A 24,981-nucleotide genomic window follows, 5' to 3' on the forward strand; every position below is an offset into this window, starting at 1 on the left:
CCCTGGCTAGCGCCAGCGGCTCAAAAGTTCTAAGCCAATCGGTGGAGTCGCCTAGTTACCCATTCCATCGTTAACACACTGGCGATCAACCACAGGAGCATGGCGTTGCGTCGTTCGTTGAACAGTTGGTCTGGGGTGCCAGGTAACACGGTAGTTTGGGGTTGAGGTTGCAGTGATGCCAACAAACTGGTGACCACTGAGTCATTGTTTGTACCTGCATCGATCGGCAAATACTTTCCGCCAGTGACATTTGCATACTGAGCTAATTCCTCGTCGTTTCGCTTAGGTCGTTCTAATTCGATGGTGGGCAAACGAACTTGAACACTCTGCCGCAACACTTGTTCGTCCAACGCATCTCCTAGCGTCAAGCGAATTTCGTAGCTGCCAGCTTCGCGAACAACGAACCGACCACCGTACGTGCCCGCGCGTGGTTCGCCTTTGAGTGGCGCGAGTGTGATTTCGCTGATGCGCCCACTGGGGGCCAACAACTTGGCCGGAACTTCTGCCACGTCCAACGGTTCGAATTGCTCGTCCGTCAACACTGCTCGGACGGTGATCGTGTCACCGACCATCGCACGACTATTATCGACCAATAAAACGCCGCGGTTGGAGTCACGCAGCAATCGTCCTTCGCTGACCCAGCGAATTAGTTTGGTGTAGTAACTGTCAAAGTAAGCGTCGCTTTCTCCGCGTAACCGCCAAATTTCGCCGCTGCCTTGAAAGAACACTCGGCCAGCGCCATAAAACTGCGAGGCCATGTAAATGGGAAGGGAATCGGCCAGTTCGGTAGTTGGATCGGAGAAGTATCCGTAAACCTTGGCCCCCGGTTTGGCGCTCTTGATGCCGACGTAATCATAGACGCCGCCGAAACGATCCCAAATCTCGAAACTTGCTTCCGGTCGATCGGCAATCCACAGGAATTCGGCACGGCGTGCTTCGGGCGTAAACTCGATCGGCCAAGCGTTTTCGCCGCCTTGTCGACCACCGCCAAGCAGCGGGCCACGTGTAGACACATTGACCGGAAAGAATCCCGAAATCTTGCTCACCCTTGGATCAGTTCGCAGTCGTGACCAGCGAGGGTGGTAGACCGGGCCTGCGACCAACACCATTCCGCCAGCTTGTTGTGCAAGCCAGCGATCCAGCATGTCCATCGACGAAGCGTTGATCGCGGTCCAGTCGGGATCGAACATCGCAATCGCGTCGTATTCAAAGAGTTCTTCGGCCGTTTGCGGAAACTCTGTCAGCACTTTGTCGGCATCCTGGCTCATCCCCGGCTGTCCGGTTTGAAGCCAAGCATCGAGTTCGATTGACTTATCGCGATACAGCAAGTTACGCACAAAGCGGTACTCCCGAGTGGGGCCGCCAGCGACCAAAAGAACACGCAGCTTTCGTGCAACGACCTCGTAACGAGCATCACGGATGTCGTCCCGTTTATTTTGGTCACCCGACGGAGCGATCACGCGGATCGCCAAGCGTCGCCGACCGACAGACTCAGGTTCCAGCTCGAAACGAATTCCCGTCAAAGTACCATCGTTGGCAACTTGGATTGTTTGCGAATCAAGCACATCGCCGGGAGCTTTGATTTCGTCGTTGGGTCCCCGATTCGTTCCGTCGTCCAAGCCGTCCAACAATTGCACTTCGACTTCGACACCTTTCGGGCCGCTAGCCTGGAGCACTCCTGAGATTGCAAACTTGTCACCTGGATAGACGCGGCGTGGTGCGTCCAAGTCGACGATGCGAACATTGACGGGAGCATCGCTACTGCCCAAACCAACCGGGTACAGAGCCACTTCGCTGCGGCGAGCTTGGGCAACCGAAGCCGTCGCGGAGCTTCCGCCATTGGCTTGGCCGTCGGTCAGCAAAACGATGCCTGCCAACGTGGACGGATCATGGTCCCCCAACACACTGCGAACCGCGTCGCCCACTCGGCTTTGAGCACCGGCGGCTGCGATTTCGTCGTCCCAATCGGTCACGCGAATGACAGGCGAGTCCGTGTCAGTTTCTTGGTCGGCGTCGTCTTGCGAATCGGTTGTCGCAGGAGCACTGCCGCCCAGAATCTGCGAAAGCGTCTCTTCGCTTCGAATCGCGTAGATACTTCCCAGCAACAAGGTGCCAAGGATCATTGTGATCGCAGCAGGAAAAAGTAAGTAACCAACAGTAGCGGCGCGGCCCGATGCCCCCACAGCCAACGACGACAACGAAAGCACCGCCGTGATGACCAGACAGAACGCTCCCATCAGCGCCAACCATGATGCGCCGACTTGAGATTCGGCCTGTTCAGATGCCGCATCGATTTCGCCATCACCGCCGCGTGTCTCCAGCAACCTTGGTTCGGACTGAGCATCAAATGCGTAAACGCTAACGCGATGTTCGGCAGAGAGTTTGGCCAGCAGATCAGTCTTGCCCAACAATTCAGCTGCACGCTGTGACCGGCTCTGTGCCGACGGAGTCGATTCAGCTGGCAGCGACATGCTTTGGCTCGTATCGACCAACACGGCGACTTCGCTGGAGCGTTTAACCAACCGTTGAGTTCGCCGCTGCAGATCGAAAAAGAAAAACACCAATCCGATCACCACCGTCAATCGCAACAAAATCAATGTCCACCGGACAGGCGGATTCAGTTCGGCAGCGTCGCGTCGGTAGTAACGCACACAACCAAATAAAACTAGCGCGATTACAGCAACGATCGTCGCCCAAACCCACCAGCCTTCCAGTGAAGTGGCGCGTGCGAATTCGTAGATAATTTGCCGAGTTCCGCTCGTAGCTGAATCGTTCATTACGATTTGCCTCCCAGCGGATCCAAACGTCCCGCTCCGGGAACCGAAACGTGGTAACTGGCCCAGTACGCCAACGCCTGTTCGGCTGCCAGGACGAGGGCCAATAGCGAAAACAACACCAAGGTGAGCGTCGAACTCCCCGCGGCGCGGTTTTGGTTACTCCACGCCGTACTACTGACAAACTGCACCTCCAACGGCATCAAACTCTGCTGCACTTCGGCTTTATTGGCACGCCGCAAGTCGCCTTCGCCGACCCGAATCACCGAAGCCGTCGGGATCACTTCGCCCCGTCCGTCACTCTGTGTCAGCACCCATTCGGAAATCCCGGGACGCAAAATTTCGTCGATGTTCGATTCACCAGAAATCACCATTTCTTGCGGCTGAAAATTGACCATCGGAATGGGTTCGCCCGAAATCGACTCGTCCGCATCGGTCGTTTTTGCAGGAGGTTGGGCGACGACTTCGATCGGAATTCGTGGCGGTTCATTGGTTGCGGGCAAATACATTACATCAGGCGTGTAGAGATCCGGCGGCAGTCGACGTACCAACGCATCATCAATGGCACGCTGCGTCGGCGGTGCCGCACCACTCCACAATGTGGCATTGGTCAGCAACAAGAACGGAACAAAGGTGGGGTCGCTAGGCCAGTTGGTCCAGCGTCCGTTCAATCCAGTCAGGACCGTGACGATGCGGCCTTCCCCAAGCTCATGCTGGGTGACGAGCGGTTTGTCGTCGCGTCGTTTCAGTACCGTGCGAACCCGAGGCGATTCACTGGCTGTCGCTTCGTCATCAAGCGACGGTTTCTCCAACGTCCAAGACTGCGCAAGCCCCAAGAGCGACCAAGCACCGTCACCGCCACTTCGAAGTGGATCCAGGAATGTGCCGTCATCGCCCAAGAGAACGTCCCCGGAATCACGGTCGGAAGACACAGGCAATCGGACAGCTTCGCCGAGCGGTGCTGGCAATAAAAAACGATCACGGGCGAGCAAGACACGGTTGTAGCTTTCTTTTTGAGCTTCATCGCCGATGAACCAAGCCAACCCGCCACCGCGGCGTACGTATCGGTCCAACGCACCGGCAGCGTTTTCGCTGATTTCGGGCAAATCGATAAGGTAGATCGCACGATACGGAGCCAACGTCTCCATGGTCGCCGAACGCAAAAAGGAAGGCGGCTGAATATCTGGCACCGCACCGATGCGAACTTGACTGCCGGGATCCAAAACGGAACTGACGTGGTAGCCGCCGCGAATGTCCGCGTCGCCGTCGATCACCAACACTTTTTCGACATCACTGAGGGGCAAAGTACACGCACGGACATTGTCAATCGGCAACGCATCGTCGGGCAGGGCGACTTCGATTGCATGCGTGCCTTGTTCGGTGATAAAAACCTGAAACGTCTTGGTGACCTCCGCTCCTGGATCAATCGTTTCGATCAAAAGAGCTGGCAGTGATTCCAACTGGCCGCTGAACTGTAGCGTGGGGTCCGCGGCATCCAGCGTTTTGGGATATCGAATCACGCGGTTGGATATCGAGATATTTTTGGCCGGGGCTTGGCCGTAATTGTGAACCGTAACGCTGACGACTACGGGCACACCGGCGACCCAAACGTCCTGGGTCGGTGAGAGACTGGTGATACCAAGATTAGCCGCAGGCGCGGTCGCACAGTCGATCATGCGAATTTCAACTTCGTCGGTCGGCATGCTTTGCAATGAATTGGCCAAGCGTTCGGGTGACCCCCAATCTCGCTGACGAAAATCACTTGCGACATAAAGGTACTTGGTGTCAGCGGGGATCGATGAGATCAGTTCACTTGCCAAGTCCAAGGCGGGAATCAAATCCGTGCGCACCGACGAGGCCTGTGTCGCCATCAATCGATTGATCAACCGCGCATCGGTCGTGATGGTCTGTGCGGCAAGGTCCGCTGCCGCGTCGCCCGACTCGCTCCCACCACGAACAGCCATCGCCGCGCGGCTCGCTCGCATCACCGTCAACTGATGATTGCCGTCGTCGCTGGCAAGCCGCCGTGTCAGACCTTGCAAAGACTGCAGAGCTCGCGCGTAGGCGGTATCGCCACCGCTGGCATCCCCCATCGAGTAGCTGTCATCGAGCACAACGACATGGTGAGTGGTTTGTCCACCCAACGCGCCAAGAATTTTGCCGCCACCGGTCCAACCACAGAGCATTGCAACCAATAGCGCCGCCGCAGCCAACCGAGAGAGCAGCAGCAGGAGTTGTCGCAGCCGAATCCATTTCTTTTGCTTGCGATAACTGGCAAGCAAAAAATCCATGGCGGCCCAGCGTTGCCGTCGGTGCCGAAGCATGTTGATCAGGTGGACCAACAAAGGCACGGCGACAAAAAAGAAGCCGGTCAGTAGGGCAGGGTAGAGGAACAAGGCGGTGTTGGGCTTAATTGGTCGGTGTATTACTTGTCAGCCGCTGTCGCTAGCCACGGGCCTTGCTCATCCCAGATCATACTGAAAAAGGCCCGTGGCTAGCGCCAGCGGCTAACTCATCGTTTTAGCTTCGGCAACATCTGTCGTGACGCGAGGAACTTTGCCAGCACGGCATCCAGGTGTTCGCTGGTTCTCACTTGCATGTAGTCGATCGACAACCGACCGCACGCCTTTTTGGTTTGGTTCAAAAATTCGTTCAACGCTTCCAGGTAACCTTCGCGAAGCGCTCGCGGATTGCAGTTGAGGAAGTCTTCGGTTTCGAGTCCCTCGAAACGGGTTGCCCCGTTGAAATTAAAATCTAATTCATCGTCATGCAAAACATGAAAGAGTGCGACGTCGTGCCCGCGTTGCCGCAAAACTCGCAGACCTTCCATCAAATCGTCGATCCCCAAAAGATCCGAAATGACGACGACAAGGCCACGGCGTGGAATCGACATCGCGACTTCTTTGGCCACTTTGGGTAGATCCGTTCGGCCATCAGCGCCCACGCTTTCGAGCGCACTCAAAATCCGCGTCAACTGATGCTGGTTGCTTTTTGGCGGCACCGTGGCTCGGACTTGGGTATCAAACGTGATGAGCCCTGTGGCGTCTTTTTGACGCAAAGCCAGATAAGCCAGTGATGCCGCAACGGATGCCGAATAGTCAAACTTGTTGCTTTCACCGTCACCGTACGCCATCGAAGCACTTCGATCGACCAACAGCGTCAGCCGCAAGTTGGTTTCTTCTTCGTACTGTTTGATGTGCAACTTGTCCTGCCGCGCGTACACCTTCCAGTCGATGTGACGGATCTCATCGCCGGGCGTGTACTGTCGGTGCTGCAGAAATTCGATCGACTGACCGAAATAAGGACTGCGGTGCATTCCCGACAGAAATCCTTCGACCACGCGGCGCGCCGTCAGTTCCAACCGACGAATGCGCCCCGTGACTTCAGGACGCAAATATCTTTTGGAATCGGGCATCGCGTGAAAGTTCGTCCTCGGTCGTTGGCGTAACAGAAACAATGCGTTCGATCACATCGTCGCTGGTAATTCCGTCGCTCTCAGCAGAAAAGTTAACCACCATGCGGTGGCGCAAAACAGGCTTGGCCAGATGCTGGATGTCTTCGACTTGCACGTGAAATCGACCTTCCAAAAGGGCACGCGCTTTGCCACCCAAGATCAAAAACTGAACCGCTCGTGGGCCAGCTCCCCATCCCACCAATTCGTCGACAAAGTCTGGCACGCCATCGCTGCCAACACGAGTCTGACGAACCAGCGACAATGCGTAGCGCACCACGTGATCGCTGACAGGTACTTGGCGAACCAGCTGTTGCAGTCGCAAAATCTCTTCGGCACCCAGCACCGGCTGAACAGTTTCGGTTTTTGTACCAGTCGTTCGCCGTGCGACTTCAAACTCTTCATCGAAGCTCGGATAATCGACATAGATTTTGAACATAAACCTGTCCTGCTGCGCTTCGGGCAGCGGGTAGGTTCCTTCTTGTTCAATTGGGTTTTGCGTAGCCAACACAAAGAACGGATCGGACAATTCGTGACGTGTGCGGCCAACCGTGACTTGCCGCTCCTGCATGGCTTCCAAAAGCGAAGCCTGAGTCTTGGGTGGCGTTCGGTTGATTTCGTCCGCCAAGACCACGTTGGCAAACAACGGGCCCTCCATGAAACGAAATTCGCGATGTCCGGTCGAACGATCTTCTTCGATGATCTCGGTACCGGTGACGTCGGCGGGCATCAAATCCGGCGTGAACTGGATTCGACTGAACGAAAGATCCAGCGTTTGCGAAAGCGTGCTGATCATCAACGTTTTGGCTAGCCCCGGGACGCCTTCGAGCATCACGTGGCCGCGACTGAAAAGGCAGATCAGGATTTCGTCGATCACGTGTTCTTGGCCGACGATAATTTTGCCAAGCTGCTCCAGAATGCTCCGGCGAGCTTCGTGCAATCGACTGGCATCGGCTTCGCTGAGAGCGTCCTGATTGGCCGCGGCGTCTGCGGACATGCAATATCCTTCAAAGTGTCGAATCGTAGAGGTTCAGGGCGAACGAATCCGCCCCCAACAGGATAGCAGCAACGCAAGAGGACCGCGCTGGGGGACCAGGAGGGTGTTTTGCTACCCGACCACTTCATTCCCTGCCGATTTCGACTGCTCTGGCAAATCAAGATGGACCACAAAAAGTCACAGAAGAACAAAAAGAAACAGGACAGTCAGCGATTTAACGCCCGGCGATCAAATTTGCTCCCGCCCGTCTGCTGGCTTTCTTTTTACTTTTTGTGGCTAACTTTGACCGCTAAACACTGATCCTTCGATTGGCATGCATCCGGCAGGGCCGGACGCGACAATTTCGAAGGTCGCAGGTCTAGTTCCCGCTGGACGCTGACCTTGTTGACTCAGGCAAAATGTTCACTCAGGCCGCTGGGCAACTTCACTGCCAGCTCGTGTGCCAAGGGCTTGCCACAATTCCAAGTCCACCGAATCGGTGACGCCCGTGACCGAACCGTCCAGCATCAGCACTTGGACCAGTCCGACATGCTGGCTTCGCGAAGTGATTGCGGCGTACGTCGGATTGCCGGCGATTCCGTTTTTACCTTCTTGCCATGAACTGTAGTCGATGTCGTATTCCACTCCACCACGATCAAATTTGACATTCGTGTTGGGCGACATGGTCGTGGTAAATCCCGTGTGGTGAACACGCCCGTCAGGCCATTCGGTATGCCCGGTTTCTTTGAACTGCACGCCACTGCCGGCGATCACGGCCAGTGCTTCGGGCGACGTCGGCATCGCTGTCGTGGGCGGACCGCCGTTACGCATGTATTTGTTCCACGCTTTGACTTCGGAAGCCAAAAAGGTATTGGATGTCCCGTCCAAGCAATCCCGAATTCGCATCAGCTTGTTCGGATAAAACATCCCGTCGCCACCTTTGTTTTTCAGGGGATCGTAGACGAACCACGTCCCAAAGTTGAAACCGTAGTTAGTGGGATACAGCGTTGGACGCCCATCATCAAAGACCCGCTGCTGGTCACTGCCAGGGTCGCTGGGGCACGCGTAGACTTCGATTTTCAATCCATCGATTTCGGATTGATGGTCCCACGCCACCGAAAGATCAACGCCCGCGTACACGCTGCCTTGCTCCAAGAACGGCATGATCCGACCATGAACCCCCCATGACCCGTTATTGCCTGTGCTGGTCACCGATCGATCGATCAGCGCCGACGGCGGAAACCTTTTGTATGCACTGTGATAATTGTGGCAAGCCAAACCGATCTGCCGCAGATGGTTTTGACACTGCATCCGACGCGCGGCTTCACGAGCCGATTGAACTGCAGGCAGGAGCAGCCCCACCAAAATTCCAATGATTGCGATCACGACCAGCAATTCGACAAGTGTGAAGCCACGTGGCGACACCGAATTGTTTCGCCGTGCAACGCTGCTCGGGAAAGCTCTCTTGCCTGAAAAAGCTCGGTTGTCTTGGAAAGCCATACTGCGTCGAATCGACTGTCGGGTGCGGAACTGATGCATGAGCAACTACAATGAAAAAGAAGCAAGTCGTGAACCTGTGTTGTCGCAGCTCATTATCCCTGCAATCAAGGGCTGAACCATGGCCGCTGGTATTTTGATCGCCGCTGCCGAATTATCCGCCACCGATCGATGGCCGATGATTGACGCCCAAAGCGATACTTCTGGCTAACCGCTGTGCATCCTCCGCTTTCTCTTACCCATGAGCCCGATCGTTGCCGCGACGTTTTCGATCTCTTCGATTTCGCCTGTTAATCCCGCTCGCCATGGTCTCGCTGCTGACCGCCGGTGCGATCGCGATGGGGTCTTACTGGCAAGGCGACCGCTGGGCAAAAACGCAAATCCAAACGCGTTACACGTCAATCGCCAAGACGCTTTCCGGAGCCTCCTATCCGCTGAACCAGCAAGTCGTCGAATCACTGGCGCGGCTGACAGATACCGAACTGATCGGGGTTCGCCGCCGCGGCAGCCTTTCGACCAACAGCCTCGGCGTGGCGACGACCGACATCGCCGAAAAAATCGCCACCCTAGCCGTCACGTCGGAAGCGATCGCCAGCGAGCCGATTCGACTGGGAACCAGCGAATATCGCTACGGTGTCTTTTTGCGCGGGGGGCCAGGCGCCAGCAGTGACGATGTCCACCGCGTTGTCGTTCTTTTTGACGATTCAAAATTGCGGTCGGCCAGGTTTCGCGCCGCAGCATTGCCCTTGGTGACGGGCCTATCGACGATGTTCCTGCTGACCACGGTGGTGCTCTTTTTCGCTAGGCGATTCATTGGACGATTGCACCGTCTGAGCCTCCAAGTCGACCGAATCGCCGAAGGACAATTTGACGGGGAAGTCGACGTCGGGGAAAACGACGAAATCGGATTACTGGGCAGTGGTGTTCGGCGAATGAGCGGTCAGCTGCAACAAATGTGGGATAGCCTGCAGCGCACGCAAGGTGAAAAGCTGCTTCACCAAATCGCCGGCGGCCTGGCACACCAACTTCGCAACAGTTTGACGGGCGCGAGAATGGCGGTCGAACTTCATCATGCAAAATGCAAAAGCGACGACGATTCGATTCAAATGGCACTTTCGCAGCTGGAACAAACCGAAGACTCGGTCCGGCGCCTACTCTTGGTCGCTGCTGGCAAACAAGACAACAATCGCCCTGGCGAACTTCTGACCGCCGTCAACGATGTGCGCGAAACGCTCACGCCCACGGCAGAACATTTGAACGTCAACGTGCAGTGGCAGATCGACGATCAGCTCACCGGTCGACAAATCACCGACGCACCAAGCCTTTCAGCTGCTCTATCCAACTTGGTACTCAACGCAATTCAGGCTAGCCAGAACGTAACCATTGCTGTCGATGCATGCGAAAACGAAACGGCTATCATCACTGTCAGCGACGACGGCCCCGGCCCACCGACAGATGTGCAGCAATCGTTATTTGAACCGTTCGTGACATCCAAGCCCGAAGGACTTGGGCTGGGATTGCCGCTAGTGAAACGGGCGGCCGAACGCCTAGGCGGAAACGTCACCTGGAGTCGCGAGCAAGATATGACCGTGTTTCGCCTGACGGTTCAAACCCTGCTTCTCCAGTAAACAACACTGCCGCGGACCAAGAAACTTTAAGCAAAAAGCCTTGATCAAGACTCCAGGCCTGCGAAAGCCGCTTCGATCAATTCAGCTTGCTCGATCTTGTGCGCAGCCATACTTCCCGTACTTGGGCTAGCTGATTCAGGACGGGACACTCCCCTGAACTTAAATCGCTGGTTGGCCGTGTCACCGTACTGCAACTTCAGGTACGGCCACGCGCCCATGTTCTCGGGTTCTTCCTGGACCCAGAAAATTTCCGTTCCATCGGCCAAACCATCCAGCGAACCCATCAGCTCTTCGACGCTAAGTGGGTACAGCTGTTCGATCCGCATGATGGGCACGTTCTTGATCTTCTGCTTTCGCCGCGCATCCATCAGATCGTAATAGACCTTTCCGGTACACATGATCAAACGGCGAGCTCCATCGAGCGACACTTTTCGATCCGGCAAAATTTTCTTGAACGAACCGCCCGCGACGATCTCGATCTTGCTGACCACTTTTGGGTGGCGGAGCAGACTCTTGGGAGTCAAAACAATCAGCGGCTTGCGCCATTTGCAGATCACTTGACGACGGAGCAAGTGAAAATACTGGGCCGGGGTCGTCGGCTGACAAACTTGAATATTGTGCTCAGCAACCATCGCCAAAAAGCGTTCAAACCGGGCACTGCAGTGCTCCGGTCCCTGGCCTTCGAAACCGTGCGGCAGCAACATGACCAAACCGCTCAGGCGATTCCATTTGTCTTCGGCACTGGCAATGAACTGGTCGACAATGACTTGGGCACAGTTCCAAAAGTCACCGAACTGGGCTTCCCAGGCGACCAATCCGTTCGGCAGATCGAGCGAGTAGCCATATTCAAAACCCAACACGCCAGCTTCACTGAGCGGGCTGTTGTGCAGATCCAGCGTGGCCTGATCAGGACTGACATGATCCAGCGGCGTGTAAGTCTCGCCGGTTTTGACATCGTGCAGCACGGCATGCCGATGGCTAAACGTTCCGCGCTGACAATCTTGGCCTGTCATGCGAATGGGATGTCCCTCGGCAAGCAAGGTCCCGAAAGCAGCGGCCTCCGCAGCGGCCCAGTCAAACGGCCTTTCGCCAGCAGCCATTTCGCGGCGTAGCGACATCGGACGCTTGAGTTTTTTGTGCGATGAAAACCCTTCGGGCAATCGCGTCAACGAATCGACGATTTCAGACAGTTTGTCTCGATCAAACGTCGTGTCGGTCGGCTCGACGGGCTCGGGACCGCCAAAGAAATCTTTCCAGTTCTCGGCCAACGTCTGCGTATCGGGCACAAACTGCTCGTGCTTACTCGCCTCGAACTCCGACTCCAGCTTTTCTGTTCGATCCTCTTGGATCTTCGCGGCTTCTTCCTCGGTGATTTTCCCCATCTTCAGCAGCTGATTGAGATACTGTTCGCGGACGCTGGCCCGACGATCAATCTCGGCATACATACGTGGCTGCGTGAATCGCGGTTCGTCCCCTTCGTTGTGTCCCCATCGCCGGAACGCATACAAATCGATCACGACATCGCGGTGAAACTCTTTGCGGAAATCCATGGCCAACGACACGACCTGTGCAACCGCTTCGGGGTCTTCACCGTTGACATGAAAGATCGGAATCTGCAGCATTTTGGCAACGTCGGTTGCATACGTGGTGCTCCGACCTTGATGCGGTTCGGTCGTAAAACCGACCTGGTTGTTGATGACGATGTGCAGCGTGCCACCGGTTCGGTATCCCACCAGTTCGCTCAAGTTCAGCGTTTCTTGAACCACACCTTCGCCGGCAAAAGCCGCGTCGCCGTGCACAAGAATCGTCATGACCTCTTCGCGTTTTTTGTCGCCACGGCGATCTTGCTTGCAGCGTGAACGACCAAGAGCGACCGTGTTGACGTACTCCAAGTGGCTGGGATTGAAGCACAACGAGATGTGCAATTTATCGCCCGACGCTGTCAACCAATCGCTGCTGTATCCCAAGTGGTAGCGAACATCACCGCCACCGCGACTCATTTCGGGGTTGGGGTCATCGAACGACCAAAAGATATTCATCGCTCGTTTTTTCAGAATGTTGGCCATCACATTCAAACGACCACGGTGCGCCATCGCCATGACAACTTCTTTGACGTTGTGCTGGCCGGCTTTTTCGAGCGCCAAGTCGATCATCGGAATCAGACTCTCGGCACCTTCGAGCGAAAAAGTTTTGGCACCGACAAACTTTCGTCGCACGAACTCTTCAAAAATTGACGCGTCAGCCAAACGGGCGTAGATTCGGCGTTGGACTTCCAGCGACAAATCCATTCGGTTCTGACTGGTCTCCATTCGCCGCTGAAGCCAATCGCGGATATTGCGATTGTCGATGTGCATGAACTGCGCACCAATGCTCCGGCAGTACGTGTTTTGCAACTTTTGCAAAATGGCGTCCAGTGTGCCACCGCTGACATTTTCGAGCGCTTCGCTGTCCAACGGACGCTGCAAATCCACATCGCTCAAGCCATAAAGCGTCGGACTCAGCTCCGGCACATCCGAATGATCCAGTTTGAGCGGGTCCAACTGAGCAACCAAGTGCCCGCGAACGCGATACTCGCGGACCAGTTGATTGACGCGATCTTGAATCCGGGACATCCACAGTGCTTGGTCGGTGGCAATGTTGCCACTGGAGGTCCGGTGCGTTTCGTCACCTTTGCTACCATCGGCCAGCACATCTTGGCCGGTCTTGCCCGACGAAGCACTTCCGTTGGAAACCGAACTGCCGTTAGCGATCAATTCGGCATTGGCACGTTCGCGTTCTGGCCCACCAGCGACCAAAAACTGCTCAAAGTACTCTCGCCACGTGGCTGAAACGCTCGATGGGTCGCGGACGTACTTGACGTATAAATCGTCGATGTAGTCCAAGCTATAGGTATTCATATCAGCCGAATCCAATGCCAGAGCACTGGTCGTGAAGGAGTGAATCGGAGGGCAGACGCGGATCGAATCGAAAACGCGGAACTCAAGTCGACAGAAATCGTACTTTAGTCCTGGCAACGCAAGCACCCCCAGGAGGACAAGATCCAACGCTAAATCATAGTGTCATCGGCAGATCTCGGAACATCAATCCCGCTCAATTCGCGTCAACCCACAATTCGCGGCGTGACAACCTGCTGCGAGGGAGGGTCGTTCCGGAGGCGGCATTGTCGAAGTTCGTTGCCCTGTTAAGTTTTGCTTTCGATATTCAAGTTGTTTTGCCTCGATAGACTCCGCAGAAATGGCCGTTTTGATCCAAGTCCGTGACGCTCACAAGCGATTCGGCGACCAAGTTCTCCTGGATGCTGCCGAAGTCTCCTTGGTGGATGACGTGAAGGTCGGGTTCATCGGCCGAAACGGAGCCGGCAAATCCACTTTTTTGCGTGCCATTATGGGTACCGAAGAGCTGGAAACCGGCGAAGTGATCCACCACCCGACCCTGCGAATCGGATACCTGCGGCAGCACGATCCATTCCAGGATGGCGAGTCAGCGATGGATTTTCTGATCCGTGACAGCCAGCAGCCGGATTGGCGGTGTGGTGAAGTTGCCGGGCAATTCGAGATCAAAGGGGCGTATCTGGATGGCCCCGTCAAAGCACTCTCGGGTGGCTGGCAGACTCGCGTCAAATTGGCGGCGCTGCTGCTGCACGACCCAAATTTCCTGATGTTGGACGAACCGACAAACTTCTTGGACCTGCGAACCCAGATTTTGCTGGAACACTTTTTGCGTGATTTCAACAAAGCCGCCCTGATCGTCAGCCACGACCGTGCCTTTCTGAAAGCCACGTGCTCTCAGACGCTGGAACTCTCACGGGGCAAACTGACGATGTACCCCGGTAAGATCGATTCGTTTTTAGAATACCGCGACGAACGCCGCGAACACGATCGCCGCGTCAATGCGACGGTGATTGCCAAGCAAAAGCAACTGCAGAAATTCATTGACAAAAACCGCGCCAATGCTTCAACCGCTTCGCAAGCACGCAGCAAAGCCAAGCAACTTGAACGGCTTCAGACGACCGAGATACAAGTCGACGAACCAACAGTCCACATTCGCGCCCCACGGGTGGATGCAAAAAACGGCACTGCGATGCGCTGCGAAGGCCTCGCGATCGGTTACCCGGGACACCGTGTCGCTGACAACATCCAGCTAGAAATCGAACATGGCCAGCGAGCCGCCATTGTCGGCGACAATGGCCAGGGCAAAACCACTCTGCTGCGGACATTGGTTTATTCGCTAGATCCACTCGAAGGCACGATGAAGTGGGGACACAACATCGAACTGGGCACCTACGCGCAACACGTCTACACCAGCCTGGACGAACGCCAAACGGTACTGGAACACCTGGAGTACGTTTCGGACTCCGACACGACTCGGCAAGATGTCTTGGCGATGGCCGGTGCGTTGTTGTTTCGCGATGAACACATCAACAAGAAAGTAAAAGTCCTCAGCGGTGGCGAACGTGCACGGCTGTGTATGGCAGGTTTGTTGCTGGGAACGGCAAACGTTTTGATTTTGGACGAACCAGGTAACCACTTGGATGTCGAAACCGTCGAAGCGCTCGCCGATGCACTGCAGCACTACAAAGGCACGGTTGTGTTTACCAGCCACGACCGACATTTCATGGGACAAGTCGCTACCAACGTGATCGAAGTACGTGATGGCAGCGTCAAAAACTATCACGGCGATTACGACACTTACCTGCTGTCGGTCGAAGAACAGATCAACGAAGGTGAACGCGAACGATCCGGCAAAGGAGGCGGCCCCCCTCAAGCCGCTAAGTCATCCGCCGGAAAATCGTCCAAGGCCAGCGCGACGGATTACCGACAAACACAACGCGACCAGCGCAAGATCGAAAAGGAAATCAAGAATCTTGAAAAAAAGATCGCGAGTTTGGATGACGAAAAGAAAGCGATCAACGCCAAACTGCTGACAGAGACGGATGCCAAAGAAGCAGTGCGATTGCACGAAGAAGTGACGTCGATCACCGAAAAACTAAGCGAAATCGAAGAACGCTGGATGGAACTGAACAGCGAAGAATAAGGGTGGATGCTGCGTCGGCGAGAAAGACTTTTCGCAGTTGCGTAGTCGTAACTTGTCCTGATTCTGCTGGACGATCTACTTCGGTAGTGAGTGCCGACCTCAGGCACTCGGCTATCTCAAAGTCGATGCGATTGCCGAAAGGGTGGGATAGGATGTGCCTCTCGCTCAAGCTGGAATGGATTCTCTATGCGTTGGTTTATCGCCGTGGCGTCGGTGTTGTCGATCACGACATGTCTTACTGCCGCTGACGGTCGTCGGTCCCTTGCGGACAAACATGGCCCCGCTGGAGTGATGGGTGACCATCTTCACGACAAAGGTGAGTGGATGGTCGAGTACAAGTACATGAACATGTACATGGAAGACAACCGAATCGGTGAACGCGAAGTAAGCGATTCCGCAGCGATCGGACCTGCCGGCGGATCACCAGGCATCGTTGTCGACGGCACGCAAACCAATAGTGGTGCCAGCCCGACCGACATGACCATGGAAATGCACATGGCGCACATCATGTACGGGATGACCGACGATGTGACGATGTACACCATGATCATGATGCCCAGCCTGACGATGGACCACATTCGCGGTGACATGAATCCAGCCGGACGCGGAACGACGTTCCGAACTCACAACAGTGGGTTTGGCGACATGTCCTTGGGCGCGTTGCTTCGACTGTACGAAAGCCGGAGCACTGACTTCATATTGAACCTGGGCTGTTCGCTCCCCACCGGTGATATCTATCGCGAATCCACCGCGCCGACCGGAGGACGCGTCTCGCAACCGCTGCCGTACCCGATGCGTCTGGGTAGCGGCACGTTCAATGCACGACCGGGATTCACCTGGAAACGTTACGGAGAATGGTGGAGCACCGGGATCCAAGTTCAGACGGACGTTCCCATCGGACGCAACTACCGCGGCTACAGCGTCAGTGACGAAGTCCGCTACAACTCTTGGACCAGCGTTCTGCTGACAGACTGGTTGTCCGTATCGCTGCGGGGCGAACACATCTGGCGAACCGACTATGACGGCGAAGACAACGACACGCCCGACGGTGTGATTTCAACCAATGTTGAATCGTTTCGCGGCGGCAAATGGTACAACCTGGGCTTTGGCGCTCAAATGATTCTCAAGAAGAGCTATCTGAGCACAGAGCTGATTTCGACAATCGAACAAGACCTGGATGGCATCCAACTGGAAACCGACTTCGCTGTCGTAGCCAGCTGGTCGCGAGCATTTTAGAGGTTCGTGGGGACTAGATCCCGCTGAACCGAGGGCTTCCACCGAATCAGGCCTAGACCGGGCGGCCAAAGCAGAAACAATGTGATTCAGCATTGTTTCGTTTTGACTGTCCGGTCTTTTTTATGTCTTCGTCTGATTCACGCCCCTGGCCGCCTCCACCGCTTCGTATCGGCGACCTTGTCGTCGACCCGCCGATCTTGCAAGCACCGATGGCGGGCTTCACCAACGCAGCGTTTCGCCAGGTCGTCCGCGACTACGGGGGAGCGGGCTTGCTGGCAACCGAAATGGTCAATGCACGAGGATTCGTCTGGCTGGACGAAAACACCGCCGAGCATCCCGATCGCTTGTGGGGCGTCGCCGAAGAGGCCCGACCGCTGGCCGTTCAGATCTGGGACAACGATCCCGACACAATGGCCAAAGTCGGCCTGCGTTTGGCGGAGGAATACCAAGTCAGCGTCGTCGACATCAATTTTGGCTGCCCTGTTCGCCAAGTAACTCAAAAAGCACACAGCGGCAGCTATCTGTTGCGCGAACCAGAGCGGATGTTCAAAATCATCAGCCAGTTGGTCAAGGCATGCGCGCCGACGCCCGTTACCGCCAAAATCCGGCTGGGCTGCACTCGCGACAACGTCAACTGCAACGAAGTCGCACGCGTGGTCGAAGAAGCTGGCGCTGCGGCGTTGACCGTTCACGGCCGCACCGCGCAAGACATGTTCACTGGCAACGCTGATTGGGATCGCATTAGCGAAATCAAATCACATCTGCGCAACATTCCGTTGATCGGAAACGGTGATCTGGATTCGGCGGAGAAAGTCGTCGCAGCGTTCAAAAACTACAACGTTGACGGCGTGATGATTGCTCGCGCATGCTTGGGTCGCCCGTGGCTGTTCGCGCAAGCGGCAGCGGCACTGCGTGGAGATCCGATCCCACCGGATCCAACCATGCAACAACAACGCGAATGCATGCTGAATCACTATCGCTTGGTCGTAGATCGATTTGGCGAAGAAAAGGGGACCGTCCTGATGCGCAAATACGCCTGTTGCTACGCACAGGGAAAACGCGGAGCAAGGCATTTCCGAAGCCACGTCGCCAAAGTCACCACACGGGATGACTTTTACCGAGTCGTGGACGAGCATTTCCCGATCAATGCCCAAGTCGATTGACCACAGCTGACGTTCTCATTCCGCAACTCAAGCAGTTCACCAGCGCGTAGTGAATCACGGGGCGTGCCTGACGACAGCCGGTCTTTGCACATCGTTGGACCACGAAGACCACCCGTAGTGCGTGCGTAACGAGCGAGCCATTCGACCGTGTGATTGCTGCGAAATCACGGCCCGTGTCGACGGTCGCTACAATCTAACTCACAAATGCACTGTGATCGTGGACTCTCTTGAGGGGCTTTCAATGAATCTAGACCCAAGTCACCGCCCGACCGAAAATCCTTTTGTGTCTCCAGCGGAAACGCCGCGATCAAACCAGACCGCGACGGGCAATGGCTATGAAACAGGCGCCTTAATCCCCTACAAAAATCCATCAGCTCTGGCCGCTTATTACCTCGGCCTGTTTTCACTGTTTCCCGTACTAGGTTTGTTGTTAGCAATTCCCGCATTCATTCTTGGAATCATGGGGCTTCGCGCACGAAACCGCGACCCGGCGATCAAGGGCAGCGTACACGCGTGGATTGGAGTCGTGATGGGAGGAATCTGCACAGTCGTTTGGGGACTGGCAGTGGTGGGCATCATCGCTGCAGTCATCTCATCGCAGTAGATTGACTTGCCTCGTTCATCAATCGGGCGTGTCCAGATACGGATCTTGGCCGATTTCACGCTGCATTTTCTTGCGTTCTTTTTCGTGGTGCATCAGCACCATTCGGTCGCGAAAGTGTTTCTTTTCGACCTTGCGTTGGGCGCGGCGAAATTTGGCGGCGTAGCTATCGATGCTGTTGGTCATCGACTCGCCCTGCGACTTCAACTTTTCGGCTTTGTCTGGTCCCAGCCCGCCTTTGAGAATGTCATCATCCAGGGAAAGGTATTGCCGGTACGACCCCTGATCTCCCTGACGTCCGCAACGTCCGATCAACTGACGGTCAATACGGGCAGCATCGTGAAGTTCAGTACAAATCACGTGCATGCCACCTTTAGCTTCGACCGCATCAGCCAACTTGATGTCGGTACCACGACCGGCCATGTTCGTCGCGACCGTGACACGATTGGCCAATCCTGCGTCCGCTACGATCTCGGCTTCTTGTTCGACATTGTTTGCATTGAGCACTTGGTGCTGGATGCCTCGTTCGGTCAACAGTCGCGAAACAATCTCGCTTTTGTCGATCGATCGAGTTCCGATCAGAACAGGCCGTGATGTTGCGTGAACATCGGCAACTTCCTTCACGATCGCTTCAAACTTAGCCATCATGTTGCCAAAGACTTTGTCTGGCAAACGCTTTCGCTGCGGTGGCTTGTTCGTAGGAACGCAGATCACCGGTGTGCGATAAATCTTACGCATCTCGCGAGCACTCGTCGCCGCCGTACCAGTCATCCCTGCCAAATGCGGATAGCGTAGAAACAAATCCTGGACCGTGATCCGCGCCGCTTGTCCTGTAGGGACGCTGATTTCGATGTCTTCTTTTGCTTCAATGGCTTGGTGAATCCCGTCGCGCCATTTTCGCCCTTCGGCCAATCGCCCGGTAAATTCATCGACGATCACAATTTCTTCGACGCCCTTGTCGTTGGGACGAACGACGTATTGCCGATCCAGCAAGAATTCGCGAGCGACTTTGACGGCACGTTCGGTGTACTCGTACATATCCACCAAACCCATTGTCCGTACCAAGTCAGACTTGGGTAGCGAACGCACTTTTTGACGGCCGCGGGCGGTCAGTTCGTATTGTTTGGTGTCGGGATCGATCTCGAAGTGTTCGTCCAGTTCGTACTCGGTCGCGTGCTTGGATGCCCAGTGATAGGTTTCGACAATTTGATCTCGCACTGTGTCTTCGATACTACCGATGATCAGCGGAGTACGTGCTTCATCGATCAAAATACTATCGGCTTCATCGACCAAGCAGAAATGCATTCCTCGCATGACCGGTTGATCGCCGCCGTCGGAAAAACCGCCGCCAGCATCGCCCAACATTTCGGTCTGCAGTCGGTTCTGAGCACGCAACAGCAAACGGTCACGCAGAAAGTCGAAACCAAATTCTTTGGCCGTCCCGTACGTGACTTCAGCCGCATAGGACTTTCGTCGGTCGGTCTGATCGTTGTCCGTTTGGATGATACCGACATCCAACCCAAGCAATTTATAGAGCGGTTGCATCCACTCGGCATCTCGACGCGCCAAGTAATCATTGACGGTTGCCAGGTGAGCCCCCTTGCCCACCAATGAGTGCAAATACATCGGTAGCGTGGCCGTCAGTGTCTTGCCTTCACCGGTCTGCATTTCAGTGATGCAGCCTTCGTAGAGCGCGATGCCACCGATGATTTGCACATCGTAGTGACGCATCGACAGTGCCCGACGTCCGGCTTCGCGAACCAGGGCGTAGGCCTCGGGAAGCAAAACGCCCAATTTTTCCCCCGCCATGGCACGATAGCGAAGTGCCAAAGACCGTTTCCGCAAAGCGGCGTCTTCTTCGGTCTGGAGCGTTGATTCCATCGCAGAGACCGCAGCGAGCTGTCGCCGCCATCGCAACATCTGCGGACGCAAACCTTGCCGCGAGAACAACGACATGGCTTTGTGGTTGCCGCCACTGTGCCGATCGCCGGACCGTTTGCGCGAAGTCGCATCGCTGGCGTCGGTCACTGCTTCGGACGGCTCACCGTCGATTGGCGCGGCCGCGTCGCTTGAATCTGGCGCAGGCAGAGGCATGGGTTCAGGCACCAACGAACTGGGATCGCTCGTTTCCAATGCATCGCGCGGGTCAGTTTTGGAGCCAGATTCGCCGGTGGCCATCCACGTTCTCCGTGTGAAACTGTTTCTTTTCGTAATTCCAAAGCACAAATTACACGCTAGCAACTTTGTGTTTCGCGTTGAAACAGCATTCTAACCTTTAAGCCTGGGATGCTGGAGAAGCTAATCCGGCTTTCGCATTCAAGCTAGGTAGTTTGCGGCAAGTATTCACGTGGTTCGGACAGTACTACATCTAACGATCAAACGCGTCGATCCACATATACCAGTCAAACCAGTATTCCCGGACTGAACGAGACTTAGGATGAAAATGACATTTCGAGGCGTAACACTGGCAGCACTGATGCTGTCTGCCTCACAAACGGCTTTTGCCGAAGACAAAAACAACTACGATGGCGATGGGTACGTAACTCCCGTTGCATTCGTAGGAGACATCACCAGCGAAGCCGAAGACGCTTACTTTGCAGCAGATGCTGCTGAAGCAACGCGTGCTCAGCAACGTCGAACCCGGCGTGTCGCGACAGCCGCTGCGGTTTCGCAGCCGACGCAATACGCGGTCCAGCCAGCAGCTCCTGCTTACAATCAGGTTGCACAAGTTGGTTGCCTTGGCGGTTGTGCTGGCTCTGGCTGTGGAGCATCCAACTGCGATGCACCTGGATGCGGCTTGCCCGGCCCAGCAATGAGCTACGGCATGGCACCCAGTTGTGATTCAATGGGTGGCTGCGATTCAATCGGTTGCGGCACCATGTTCTCAGGTGGATGCAATTCACCGTCGTGTGGCTGCGATGCTCCTTCGAGCGGATGCAGTGTGCTTGGCGGCGGATGCAGCTCTCCTTCTTGCGGTTGCGAGATGGGTGGCGGATGCGATTCCATGTTTGGAGGATGCGGAAGCGGCGGACGTCGCGGCGGCGGAGGCTTGGCCGGAGCATTGGGACTTTGTTCCAAAGACGGCTGGTTTCGGCACGAAGCACTTCTGTGGTTCATGCAAGATCGTAACTCGCCTGCATTGATCGCTGTGTCAGGACCTGGCGTCCTTCCACGTGAACCTGCGACGACGACGATTTTCGGAGGCGATCTCAATGGCGGATTGTCGGCTGGCTATCGTGGCGACGCTGGTATCTACCTGTCGGAAAACGTCGGCGTCGGCGGACGATTCTGGATTCTAAGCCAGAACGAAGACTCCGAATCAGTTAGCGGTAACGGCAACGATCAATCGATCGGACGTCCGTTCTACAACTCGCTGCTCAACATCGAAGATTCGCTTTTGGTTGCTTTCCAAAACAACTTCTCTGGTTCGGTTACCGGCACCAGTAAGTTGGACATGATGGCTGCCGAAGCTTACGGCCGCATCAACCTTGGCTGCACCAAGACCTGTCAGTTGGACCTGATCGGTGGCTACAGCTACTTCAGCGTCGACGATGAACTACGCGTCTCCAGCACTTCGGTTCAGAACACTGGTCGGACTCGTACGTACAACGACATGTTCGATACCGAAAACACCATGCACGGTGGTCAGCTCGGCTTTGAAGCCGTCGTGACCAACGGTCGCTGGTTTGCTCGCTCACTGACCAAGGTTCACTTGGGTGACATGAAGCAAAAGGTAACGATCGCCGGCAGCAGCACGGATTCGACACCACCGTTTAATAGTTCAGCCAACAGCGGACTGCTGGCCTTGGGCAACCAAGGAACTTACGAGCAATCGGAGTTCACGTTTGTACCTGAATTGAACTTCAAGCTCGGCTATCGATTCCGTCAGCACGTCGAAATGAGTGTTGGGTACAGCTTCTTGATGTTCGACAGTCTGGCACTGGCTGGCGATCAAATCGATCGCAGCATCGACCCAAGTGCTCTGAACACGAACGGACCATTCGGTAACCGACCTTCCTTCACGATGAACGACACAAGCTTGTGGGTTCAAGGTGTGGATCTTGGCTTAGCCATCACTTTCTAAAGCAAGACGCGCTTAGCCGGGGGCTTTGAAAACCTACCGGGAAGAGTATCGAAGCTCCGTGAAAACAGCAAAAGCGTGAATGGGAAACCATTCACGCTTTTTTTGTAATGAGTTGTATTGAATCGGAGCCTGCTGAACACGATCACGATCATTCGCGATTTGTCATCATCCGTCGTATGGCTGCTACTTGAATTCTTCGTCGAATGCGCCGAAATCGTCGGCACCAAGCTCGCCGCCGCCGAAATCATCGCCCCCCATCGGCTCCCCACCAAAGTCGTCGACCGCTTCGGCCTCGCCAAAGCCGTCGGGATTGTCGTCCTGGGGCTGGAGCCCATCGTCGTCGGCCTCACCCAGCGCCACACCGTCTTCGCCGGTCGCACCATCACTACCGTCGGCCGATTCGTCATCGCTGTCGTAGACGCCACCATAGGCGACGCTGCGCTGCGACTTCTTTTCCATCATCATGGCGACGAGTACCGCTGCGATCGCGAGCAGCAAAAAAACGACCCAAAAGATGAAATAGATCATGGGAAACGCAGGTGGTCAGAGAAAACGCAAGTATGAAACCATCCTTGGCTCCCCTGACAATAGCCCAACCTCCCGGCCAAATCAATTTACGTTTGACACGTGCTCGCGTTTGACGCGGGAAGGTTGCTGCAGTTCGGGTTGTAACGCCTAGCGGCGTCGCAATTCCTAGACTTCTTTTTCGTCGATCCAGGTCATCATCTTACGCAAGCTGCGGCCGATTTGCTCGACACCATGCTGTTGCTCGCGGCGACGGGTGGCCTTGAAGAACGCAGCTCCGGCTCGGTTTTCGCCGATCCAGTTGCGAGCGAACTTGCCACACTGAATCTCTTCCAAGATCTTCTTCATCTCGGCCTTTGTTTCGTCCGTGATGATGCGGGGGCCGCTCACGTAGTCGCCGTACTCGGCTGTGTTGGAGATACTGTAACGCATGTAGCTCAAGCCACCTTCGTACAGCAAGTCAACGATCAACTTCAGCTCGTGCATGCACTCAAAGTAAGCCATTTCAGGCTGGTAGCCAGCTTCGACCAAAGTCTCAAAGCCAGCTTTGACCAATTCGCTGACGCCACCACAGAGAACTACTTGTTCGCCGAACAAGTCAGTTTCGGTTTCTTCGGCAAACGAAGTTTCGATCACACCACCGCGAGTTCCGCCGATACCTTTGGCGTATGCCAAACCGATTTGCTTGGTCGATTCAGCAGCACCTTCGCCAAGTGCGATCAAGCAAGGAACGCCGCCGCCTTTGGTGTACTCGCTGCGTACCAAGTGCCCGGGGCCTTTGGGCGCAACCAACAAAGTGTCAATGCCTTCGGGTGGATCGATTTGACCGAAGTGAATGTTGAAACCGTGCGAGCACATCAGGACGTTGCCCTTGCTCAGGTTGTCGCGGATTTCGCTGCGGTAGATGTCGCCTTGAACTTCATCTGGAAGCAAGATGTTGATGACGTCGGCAGCTTTGGTTGCGTCAGCAATCGACATCGGCTCAAAGCCGTGCGACTTAGCCAAGTCATAGTTGGCCGAACCAGGACGCTGACCGATGACGACGTCGACGCCGCTGTCTTTCAAGTTTTGTGCTTGGGCGTGACCTTGCGAGCCGTAGCCGAGGATGGCGACCTTCTTGCCTTTGAGGTGCGATAGGTCAGCGTCATTCTCGTAGTAAATGGTGGCAGCCATGGGCTTAGTCTTTCGTGGGTATTGGTAAAATTGATTTGGAGTGTGTGCTCTTTGCCTCCCACCGTGGAGCGGGGGAGGTCGGACGCAGTAGCGGCCGGGAGGGGCATGCTGCGACAAAAATTGGTGTTGAGTTGTGCGAAGTGATGGACCGCATAGTCCTCTCACTCGCTTAGGCTCGGCCTCTCCCCGAGGGAGAGGTTTTATGTGTCGGTCGGTTAAGCCGAAACAGCTTTGATGCCGCCCGAGTTGACCTTGCCGGACATGTCTTCGCTACGCACCATGGCGATGCGTCCGGTGCGAACCAGTTCGGTGATGCCGTAAGGTCGCACGCGTTCGATGAAGGCTTGGACCTTGTTTTCGCGTCCGCTGATTTCGATCATCACTTCTTCGGGACCAACGTCAACAATTTTGCCGCGGAAGATATCCACCAGCTCACGGATCTCAGCTCGCTTGCCGCCAGGGGCAGCTGCGACTTTCAACAGCAGCAGATCACGTTCGACGTAGTCTTGGCTGCTGACGTCCAGGACTTCCACGACTGTGACGATCTTCTCCAATTGTTTGCCGACTTGTTCCAGCACGCGGTCATCGCCGACGACGACGAAAGTCATTCGCGAGAGAGCTGGATTTTCAGTTTCACCGACTGCCAATGAGTCGATGTTGAAGCCACGCGAGGCAAGCATCCCAGAAATGTGGGCGAGTACCCCGGGCACGTTCTGCACGAGAGCCGAAAGAACGTGTCGCTGGTTGGGGGAAGACATCAAGAAGCCAAGAACTGTCTAAAAAGGGGGTTGGAGGGTGAATCGAAGCGGACGATGATAATTTTGACCCGCAAAGCCAAC

16 protein-coding genes are annotated in these 24,981 nt (G+C 55.4%); 6 read left to right on the plus strand and 10 right to left on the minus strand.

Annotation, left to right across the window (positions count from 1 at the left end):
• Window positions 1–29: 29 nt before the first annotated feature.
• From K239x_RS23610 to K239x_RS23630, 5 genes are all read right to left on the minus strand, one after another.
• On the minus strand, window positions 30–2,777 hold the full coding sequence (locus K239x_RS23610) for a vWA domain-containing protein (RefSeq protein ID WP_145420797.1): 2,748 nt from the start codon (window positions 2,775–2,777) through the stop codon (window positions 30–32).
• The gene (locus K239x_RS23615; RefSeq protein WP_419189326.1) at window positions 2,777–5,170 is read right to left on the minus strand and encodes a BatA domain-containing protein; all 2,394 of its coding nucleotides are present in this window, start codon (window positions 5,168–5,170) and stop codon (window positions 2,777–2,779) included. The genes K239x_RS23610 and K239x_RS23615 overlap by 1 nt, the downstream gene beginning before the upstream one ends.
• A gap of 116 nt (window positions 5,171–5,286) precedes the next feature.
• A complete protein-coding gene (locus K239x_RS23620) occupies window positions 5,287–6,168 on the minus strand; it encodes a DUF58 domain-containing protein (protein ID WP_145422539.1) in 882 nt (293 codons plus the stop codon).
• Window positions 6,158–7,222: an AAA family ATPase gene (locus K239x_RS23625; protein ID WP_145420799.1), complete on the minus strand. Its 1,065-nt coding sequence runs from the start codon at window positions 7,220–7,222 to the stop codon at window positions 6,158–6,160. The genes K239x_RS23620 and K239x_RS23625 overlap by 11 nt, the downstream gene beginning before the upstream one ends.
• Before the next feature lie 402 nt (window positions 7,223–7,624).
• Entirely contained in the window at window positions 7,625–8,740 is a 1,116-nt protein-coding gene (locus K239x_RS23630) for a DUF1559 domain-containing protein (RefSeq protein ID WP_419189327.1), read from the minus strand.
• A gap of 212 nt (window positions 8,741–8,952) precedes the next feature.
• Here K239x_RS23630 and K239x_RS23635 point away from each other — a divergent pair, with 212 nt between their 5' ends.
• Window positions 8,953–10,326 carry a sensor histidine kinase gene (locus K239x_RS23635; protein WP_145420800.1) on the plus strand — a complete coding sequence of 458 codons (1,374 nt, stop codon included), beginning with the start codon at window positions 8,953–8,955 and terminating at the stop codon, window positions 10,324–10,326.
• A 44-nt stretch (window positions 10,327–10,370) separates the two neighbouring features.
• Here K239x_RS23635 and K239x_RS23640 read toward each other — a convergent pair whose 3' ends face one another.
• A complete protein-coding gene (locus tag K239x_RS23640; RefSeq protein WP_145422541.1) occupies window positions 10,371–13,223 on the minus strand; it encodes a 2-oxoglutarate dehydrogenase E1 component in 2,853 nt (950 codons plus the stop codon).
• 337 nt (window positions 13,224–13,560) lie between these two features.
• On the opposite strand from K239x_RS23640, the gene K239x_RS23645 reads away from it, so the two are divergent.
• The 4 genes from K239x_RS23645 to K239x_RS23660 all read left to right on the plus strand — a co-directional run bounded on the left by K239x_RS23645 (window position 13,561) and on the right by K239x_RS23660 (window position 18,363).
• The gene (locus K239x_RS23645) at window positions 13,561–15,360 is read left to right on the plus strand and encodes an ABC-F family ATP-binding cassette domain-containing protein (protein ID WP_145420801.1); all 1,800 of its coding nucleotides are present in this window, start codon (window positions 13,561–13,563) and stop codon (window positions 15,358–15,360) included.
• Between the two features lie 186 nt (window positions 15,361–15,546).
• Window positions 15,547–16,596 carry a transporter gene (locus tag K239x_RS23650; protein ID WP_145420802.1) on the plus strand — a complete coding sequence of 350 codons (1,050 nt, stop codon included), beginning with the start codon at window positions 15,547–15,549 and terminating at the stop codon, window positions 16,594–16,596.
• A 122-nt stretch (window positions 16,597–16,718) separates the two neighbouring features.
• Window positions 16,719–17,759 carry a tRNA dihydrouridine synthase DusB gene (gene dusB, locus K239x_RS23655; RefSeq protein ID WP_145420803.1) on the plus strand — a complete coding sequence of 347 codons (1,041 nt, stop codon included), beginning with the start codon at window positions 16,719–16,721 and terminating at the stop codon, window positions 17,757–17,759.
• A 241-nt stretch (window positions 17,760–18,000) separates the two neighbouring features.
• Window positions 18,001–18,363, plus strand: coding sequence for a DUF4190 domain-containing protein (locus K239x_RS23660; protein ID WP_145420804.1), 363 nt, complete (start codon window positions 18,001–18,003; stop codon window positions 18,361–18,363).
• Window positions 18,364–18,381: 18 nt separating this feature from the next.
• Here K239x_RS23660 and K239x_RS23665 read toward each other — a convergent pair whose 3' ends face one another.
• Window positions 18,382–20,538, minus strand: coding sequence for a preprotein translocase subunit SecA (locus K239x_RS23665; protein WP_145420805.1), 2,157 nt, complete (start codon window positions 20,536–20,538; stop codon window positions 18,382–18,384).
• Window positions 20,539–20,797: 259 nt separating this feature from the next.
• Here K239x_RS23665 and K239x_RS23670 point away from each other — a divergent pair, with 259 nt between their 5' ends.
• Complete coding sequence (locus K239x_RS23670; RefSeq protein WP_145420806.1) at window positions 20,798–22,444, plus strand: BBP7 family outer membrane beta-barrel protein; 1,647 nt, start codon at window positions 20,798–20,800, stop codon at window positions 22,442–22,444.
• Window positions 22,445–22,627: 183 nt separating this feature from the next.
• On the opposite strand, the gene K239x_RS23675 is transcribed toward K239x_RS23670, so the two are convergent.
• The 3 genes from K239x_RS23675 to ilvN all read right to left on the minus strand — a co-directional run bounded on the left by K239x_RS23675 (window position 22,628) and on the right by ilvN (window position 24,900).
• Window positions 22,628–22,972, minus strand: coding sequence for a hypothetical protein (locus K239x_RS23675; protein WP_145420807.1), 345 nt, complete (start codon window positions 22,970–22,972; stop codon window positions 22,628–22,630).
• A 165-nt stretch (window positions 22,973–23,137) separates the two neighbouring features.
• Window positions 23,138–24,142 carry a ketol-acid reductoisomerase gene (ilvC, locus tag K239x_RS23680; protein WP_145420808.1) on the minus strand — a complete coding sequence of 335 codons (1,005 nt, stop codon included), beginning with the start codon at window positions 24,140–24,142 and terminating at the stop codon, window positions 23,138–23,140.
• 215 nt (window positions 24,143–24,357) lie between these two features.
• Entirely contained in the window at window positions 24,358–24,900 is a 543-nt protein-coding gene (gene ilvN, locus K239x_RS23685) for an acetolactate synthase small subunit (RefSeq protein WP_145420809.1), read from the minus strand.
• Window positions 24,901–24,981: the final 81 nt, after the last annotated feature.

The organism is Stieleria marina, from assembly GCA_007741555.1.
In the GTDB taxonomy this organism is placed as follows: domain Bacteria; phylum Planctomycetota; class Planctomycetia; order Pirellulales; family Pirellulaceae; genus K23-9.

Coding starts and splice junctions, on each gene's coding strand:
- K239x_RS23670 (WP_145420806.1), top strand. CDS start 20,798: ATGAAAATGACATTTCGAGGCGTAACACTGGCAGCACTGATGCTGTCT.
- K239x_RS23630 (WP_419189327.1), bottom strand. CDS start 8,740: ATGCATCAGTTCCGCACCCGACAGTCGATTCGACGCAGTATGGCTTTC.
- K239x_RS23650 (WP_145420802.1), top strand. CDS start 15,547: ATGCGTTGGTTTATCGCCGTGGCGTCGGTGTTGTCGATCACGACATGT.
- K239x_RS23665 (WP_145420805.1), bottom strand. CDS start 20,538: ATGGCCACCGGCGAATCTGGCTCCAAAACTGACCCGCGCGATGCATTG.
- ilvC (WP_145420808.1), bottom strand. CDS start 24,142: ATGGCTGCCACCATTTACTACGAGAATGACGCTGACCTATCGCACCTC.
- K239x_RS23640 (WP_145422541.1), bottom strand. CDS start 13,223: ATGAATACCTATAGCTTGGACTACATCGACGATTTATACGTCAAGTAC.
- K239x_RS23660 (WP_145420804.1), top strand. CDS start 18,001: ATGAATCTAGACCCAAGTCACCGCCCGACCGAAAATCCTTTTGTGTCT.
- K239x_RS23610 (WP_145420797.1), bottom strand. CDS start 2,777: ATGAACGATTCAGCTACGAGCGGAACTCGGCAAATTATCTACGAATTC.
- K239x_RS23645 (WP_145420801.1), top strand. CDS start 13,561: ATGGCCGTTTTGATCCAAGTCCGTGACGCTCACAAGCGATTCGGCGAC.
- ilvN (WP_145420809.1), bottom strand. CDS start 24,900: ATGTCTTCCCCCAACCAGCGACACGTTCTTTCGGCTCTCGTGCAGAAC.
- dusB (WP_145420803.1), top strand. CDS start 16,719: ATGTCTTCGTCTGATTCACGCCCCTGGCCGCCTCCACCGCTTCGTATC.
- K239x_RS23625 (WP_145420799.1), bottom strand. CDS start 7,222: ATGTCCGCAGACGCCGCGGCCAATCAGGACGCTCTCAGCGAAGCCGAT.
- K239x_RS23675 (WP_145420807.1), bottom strand. CDS start 22,972: ATGATCTATTTCATCTTTTGGGTCGTTTTTTTGCTGCTCGCGATCGCA.